Source organism: Brasilonema sp. UFV-L1, assembly GCF_012912105.1.
Taxonomy (GTDB): domain Bacteria; phylum Cyanobacteriota; class Cyanobacteriia; order Cyanobacteriales; family Nostocaceae; genus Brasilonema.
On the sequence record NZ_QMEA01000249.1, the window covers coordinates 1 to 4,734 of the forward strand.

At 42.2% G+C, this 4,734-nt stretch carries 4 protein-coding genes; all 4 read left to right on the forward strand.

What is annotated here, in order from left to right; genetic code table 11:
- Positions 1 to 155: 155 nt before the first annotated feature.
- Positions 156 to 599 (forward strand): secondary thiamine-phosphate synthase enzyme YjbQ, encoded by a 444-nt coding sequence (locus tag DP117_RS33575; RefSeq protein ID WP_169222484.1) that lies wholly within the window; start codon positions 156 to 158, stop codon positions 597 to 599.
- Between the two features lie 15 nt (positions 600 to 614).
- Complete coding sequence (locus tag DP117_RS33580; RefSeq protein ID WP_169222485.1) at positions 615 to 2,006, forward strand: FAD-dependent monooxygenase; 1,392 nt, start codon at positions 615 to 617, stop codon at positions 2,004 to 2,006.
- A gap of 85 nt (positions 2,007 to 2,091) precedes the next feature.
- Positions 2,092 to 2,799: a hypothetical protein gene (locus DP117_RS33585; RefSeq protein WP_169222486.1), complete on the forward strand. Its 708-nt coding sequence runs from the start codon at positions 2,092 to 2,094 to the stop codon at positions 2,797 to 2,799.
- Positions 2,800 to 2,888: 89 nt separating this feature from the next.
- Positions 2,889 to 4,734: serine/threonine-protein kinase (locus DP117_RS33590; protein WP_169222487.1), on the forward strand; the 1,846-nt coding region annotated here is incomplete at its 3' end.

Sequence of the window (4,734 nt, forward strand, 5' to 3'; positions counted from 1 at the left end):
GGACAGAGGGGGGTGTGCCCGATAGGGCGGGTGGGGTGAATGCGCGATTTATAAGCGATTAAGCGAACTTGATATAAGACTTATCCACCATACTTGTCTTTGGTGGAAAATTTTTATCCCATAACTTGCAAAATAAAAAACACAAAATTGACGGTATGCCAATTGTTAATAATTTTATAGAAATCGAAACAAAACAAGGAATCAACATTCATAATCTGACATCAAAAATTCAATATTTGATAGAATCAACTTCGATTAAGAATGGTCAAGCTTTGGTTTTTTCTCGCCACACAACCACGGCATTAGCTATTAATGAATATGAAGAAAGATTGTTAGAAGATGTCAAAGTGTATTTGCAAAAATTAGCACCAGAATCAGACCGCTACTTACATAATGATCTACATTTCAGAAAAAAGATTCCTGCAGATGAACCAATGAATGCCCATTCTCACTTAATGGCAATGACTTTAAGTACGAGTGAAGTGATTCCGATTGTGGATGGAAAATTAGCTTTGGGAACCTATCAATCTGTTTTATTTTTTGAGTTAGATGGACCACGTAAAAGGACTGTCTTTTGTCAAATTTCTGGGGAGTCGTGAGTGATGAAAACGAAAATGACAAACAATCATGCAATTGTCATCGGTGGTAGTATGGCTGGGTTGGTAGTCGCTCGCATTTTGAGCGATCGCTTTGAGCAAGTCACGCTCATTGAACGAGACCAATTTCCTTCAGCAGCAATTCCGCGCAAGGGAACTCCTCAGTCTCGCCACCTTCATGTACTATTGCAGCAAGGTCAGCTCACCCTCGAACAACTTTTCCCTGGACTTTGCGATGAAATGATTGCTGCTGGTGCTCATCTCATAGACGTGACAGCAGATATGATGTGGCTTACTCCTGGTGGATGGGGAGTTCGCTTTCCCTCCCATGTTTCGATGTTGGGATTCAGTCGCGATTTACTAGATTGGATCATTCGTCGTCGCTTAGGTGCCATCAACAACGTCCGCTTTCTGGAAGGGCGTGATGTTACGGGACTTTTAGCAAATACTGGTGGGACTTGTGTAGCTGGTGTATCCCTTCGTTCAGGAACCTCTGAAGAAGAGCAGTTACACGCCGATTTGGTCGTTGATGCAAGTGGACGCAGCTCCAAAAGTCCTCAATGGCTGAAAGCTTTGGGTTATCAACCCCCACAGGAAACCGTACTCAATGCCTTTTTAGGCTACGCCAGTCGCCTTTACCGACTCCCCACCGATTTTCAAAGTGATTGGAGAGTAGTGCTTTTACAAGCAGCACCTCCCACGCGCACACGCGCTGCTGCATTTATGCCATTGGAAGAAAATCGTTGGATACTAACGGTTTACGGAGGCGATAGCGATTATCCACCTACTGATGAAGCAGGCTTATTAGAATTTGTTCGTAGTATGCCTTGCCCTTCAATTTATAACGCAATCAAAAATGCAGAACCACTCTCTCAAATCTACAGTTATCGTGGCACTGAAAATCGCTGGCGTCACTACGAACGACTACCCCGTTATCTCGAAGGGTTCTTGGTTTTAGGTGATGCAGCCTGTGCTTTTAATCCGGTTTATGGACAAGGGATGACAATTGCAGTTTTGGGTGCTTCGACTTTGGATGAGTGTCTGCATCAGCAACGGCAATACCAACCTAACGGCGATTTGACAGGTCTAGCAAGGCGCTTCCAGAAAAAACTCGCTAAAATCAATGCCGTACCTTGGCTATTAGCAACAAGCGAGGACTATCGTTATCGAGGAACCGAGGGTAAACCACCCAGTCTGCTTACCCAACTCATGCACCGATACATGGATAGAGTTGTGCAGTTGACGACAAATCATGCTGATGTACGCTTGGCACTGCTGGAAGTGATGCACATGCTTAAACCACCTGGGACACTGTTTCAACCGAGAATAGCTATCCAAGTCCTAAGGCAGTTGTTCGATCTCAATTCTGCGTTTTTGGCAAGAATCTCACGCAGTGAGCAAGCAGGATAGAGACTGCATATCCTAACAAAATTGGGTCCTATATATAGATTAGAACTTAACGCATTCTACAAATAGGTTTTGTAGATGCAAGGAGATGATGATGCTTGAGTCCTTTTCTACAGGGTTAATATTATTATTGATTGTTATTCTACCCGCTATGGCAATTGGATACGCAATTTCCTACCGCACAATCGGGCATCAAGCCGCTCAAAGGCGCTTGACTCGCACTGCTTTGTTGATACTGCTAGCTTTCTTCGTTGGCTTCGGGCTTAATTCACTCGGCAAATATGGATCGATAAGCATTTATTTTCTATTTGCAGCTTTTGTGGCGTTATGGCTCTTAAGCTGGAACTGGCGAAAGAGAAAGGCTGGTGCTTTACTACTTGATGTCGGACGGTTTTCACGAAGCAAATTAATGCTTTGGGCTGGTGTATTGGAAGCACTGTTCGCAGTCTTCTATACGTGGTCGGCGATTAGTAGAATTTCAACAGGGCTTGAGAGTGACACTAATCTGGTGGAAGTTATAGCGCAACCGGTTTTCTTTTGGTCGCTAGCCATCTCTTTTCTCTCAATGGGATTGAGCAGATTGGAGTTTCGAGAAAACGGCATCTGCTATATGCTTTCAGTAGTGAAGTGGGAGAAGCTGACATCCTACAGCTGGAGCCAAGAAAAACCCAACATCCTAACGATTGAGTTCAAACAACCACCCTATCTCCTATCAACAGGATTCTGGAGTTTGCCCATTCCATCAGCACATCGGGATGCAGTGAGGCAGATTCTGGCTGAGCATGTAAACAATTAATTATATTCCTGAAACTAAACACGAATATATCTTAAGATAGATGCCGAGACAGCAGTTGACTGGCTATTTATCTCACATGCGCGAGAACTATGAGTATCACCATTAGCGGTTACAACCTCATCGAAGTCATTTATGACGGTGCCACTACGTGTGTTTATCGTGCTTTGAGGGAAATAGACCAAACCTCGGTGATTATTAAAACTCTTAAAACAGAGTATCCCACTATAGAACAGCTTACCCGATTAAGACACGAATATAAAATACTCCAAGCTTTAGAGATAGAAGGAATTATTAAACCCTTAGCTTTAGAAAGCTATCAAAATGGTTTGGCGCTCATCTTGTCAGATTTTGAGGGAGAACCCCTAAAAAATTTCATTAATGGTCAAAATTTCAATTTCAGCTTAAATCTAAGCAAATTTCTGCAAATTGCAATTCAATTATCTTCAACACTTGCTCAGCTACATCAAAACAATATTATTCATAAAGATATTAAACCCCATAATATCCTTATAAACGCGAAAACAGGTCAAGTTGAAATTATAGACTTTAGCATTTCATCGCGTCTATCGAGTGAAAATCAGACAGCCAATGATCCCAATTTGCTGGAAGGCACCCTTGCCTATATGTCACCAGAACAAACTGGGAGGATGAATCGCTTAATTGACTACCGAAGTGATTTCTATTCCTTAGGTGTCACCTTCTATGAAATGCTCACAGGACAGTTACCTTTTCAAGCTGCTGACCCTTTGGAATTGGTTCATTGTCATATTGCTAGAACAGCAGTGCCACCAAAAGAACTCAATCCAGAGATTCCGCAAGCACTTTCTGATATTGTCATGAAATTATTGGCAAAAACTGCTGAAGAAAGATATCAAAATGCTTTGGGATTAAAAGCGGACTTAGAAGAGTGTCTAAGAAAACTGCAAGCGACTGGAAAAATTGAAGATTTCATTGTCGGTCAACTTGATTTATATAGTCAATTTATCATTCCACAAAAGCTTTATGGTCGCAAAAAAGAAGTAGCTAACCTCATGGATGCCTTTGAGCGAGTGGCAAACCCCCCTGAATCCCCCCTTTCCAAGGGGGGACATAGGGGGGTAGAAATGATGTTAGTGAGTGGTTACTCAGGTATTGGCAAATCTTCCTTAGTCAATGAAATTCATAAACCCATCCTCCGTCAACGGGGTTACTTTATTTCTGGTAAGTTTGACCAATTGAAGCGGAATATTCCTTATGCTTCCTTGATTCAGGCGTTTCAGGAATTAATCCGGCAGTTACTAACAGAAAGTGCTGACAAGATAGCCGTTTGGAAAGCAAAACTTTTAGAAGCCTTCGGTTCTAACGGTCAAGTGATTACTGATGTTATTCCCGAAGTTGAAAGGATTGTTGGTGTTCAGCCAGATGTTCCTCAATTAGGACCAACTGAATCCCAAAATCGATTTAATCGGTTGTTTCAACAATTCATTCATGTATTTACCAAACCCGAACACCCATTGGTTCTCTTCTTGGATGACTTACAGTGGGCAGATTTAGCTTCCTTGAAGTTGATTCAGTTGCTTGCTTGTGAGCCAAATAGTCAATATTTACTACTAATTGGAGCGTATCGGGATAACGAAGTCAGTGCAACTCATCCGTTGATGTTGACTCTAGAAGAAATTCAACAAAAAGGTGCAGTTGTTAATAATATTGTACTCCAGCCTTTGCAACTCACTCATGTCAATCAATTAATCAGTGATACCTTCCGCAGTGACACGACAAAGACAATATCGTTGGCTGAGTTAGTGTTTAACAAAACTCAGGGAAATCCTTTCTTCTTAACTCAGTTACTCAAATCCCTATATAACGAAAACCTGTTGTCGTTTAATTTCACCCCCCTAATCCCCCCTTACCAAGGGGGGACAGAGGGGGGTTGGCCTTACCAAGGGGGGACAGAGG